1 protein-coding gene is annotated in these 1098 nt (G+C 33.6%); it reads left to right on the forward strand.

Going from position 1 to position 1098, the window contains the following annotated elements; genetic code table 11:
• Positions 1-93: 93 nt before the first annotated feature.
• On the forward strand, positions 94-360 hold the full coding sequence (locus BLS65_RS17820) for a DUF5661 family protein (RefSeq protein ID WP_092441131.1): 267 nt from the start codon (positions 94-96) through the stop codon (positions 358-360).
• The last annotated feature ends 738 nt before the right edge of the window (positions 361-1098 follow it).

Genomic DNA, 1098 nt, shown 5'->3' on the forward strand with positions numbered 1-1098 from the left:
TGTCGAACCAAAAAAATGGCAAAATATCCACCAAGCAAACCTAAATACGCTAAGATTTAAAACCTAGCAATCGACCTGCGGATTTAAGGTAATATGAAAAAATTTAGCAAAACTGAAGCAAAGAAAATCGGCAATGGTCTCAAAATTAATTGGGACAAGATAAGCTTGGAAGCATTTACAGAAGGTTTAAATGTAGAACTTGAACATGGGACAATACACGCAGTGAGTAATGTTACAAACAATGATGGAAAATTGACAGGTGAAATAGCCTTGGCTCATTTAAACGAGTTTCCTGATTATTATACCAGACTGAAAAAGATGGAAAAGGAAGCTTCTGAGCATTTAAAAAATAAAAAATGAGATGATTAATGAACTACCCCGCCGCAAGCGGACGGGGTATGAACTCACTAGCAGAATAATTTTTAAATCGCACCAAGGGCGGGGAATTTAACCTAAAGAGATTAAAATAAACGACTGGGATATTGTTGAAAAAAGATTTTGATAAAATCTACTATTCTTACTGTTTGTTTTTGTTTCAAGAAAGGAAAATAATAAGTTTAGTGGGATTTCACAAATTGTCAGGTTGGCACAATGGGTATCATGAACACGGTTATTTTCCAACCTTCTTTCCGTGACCAACGAAAAGGTAGTCGAGCTTGTAACCATTGATTTGTGTTATTAGGGCGAAAGCCCCCCGCTAAACAAATTTATTACTGTTGAAAAAAAATTATGGGAACCCTTGGGGTAATCAAATATTTAACAAACTGAACATTGACTTCTAATTTAAAGCGAAAAAAGAATGGACAATAAAATGAAAAATGACAGCTATAAAACATTTGGTATAATGCTTATAATTTCATTCTGCATTATGTATGCTGTAATGTTTTTAAATGTGGACAAAGCAGACCATATATATTTAAGTCTATCAAGGCTTTATATGTCACTGTTAATGGTATCACCTATGGCGATACTAATGCTGATACTTATGAAAATGATGTATAAAGACCTAAATTCAAGTAACAAATGCAACTTATAGGATTGATTGGAGAGAAAGGAATTGCATTTTTTCAGAACAGGAAGATGAGAATTACTCACCTT

Source organism: Williamwhitmania taraxaci (assembly GCF_900096565.1).
In the GTDB taxonomy this organism is placed as follows: Bacteria; Bacteroidota; Bacteroidia; order Bacteroidales; family Williamwhitmaniaceae; genus Williamwhitmania; species Williamwhitmania taraxaci.

Bases quoted from the DNA above. Each gene is read 5' to 3' on its own strand.
- BLS65_RS17820 (WP_092441131.1), top strand. From the start codon at position 94: ATGAAAAAATTTAGCAAAACTGAAGCAAAGAAAATCGGCAATGGTCTC.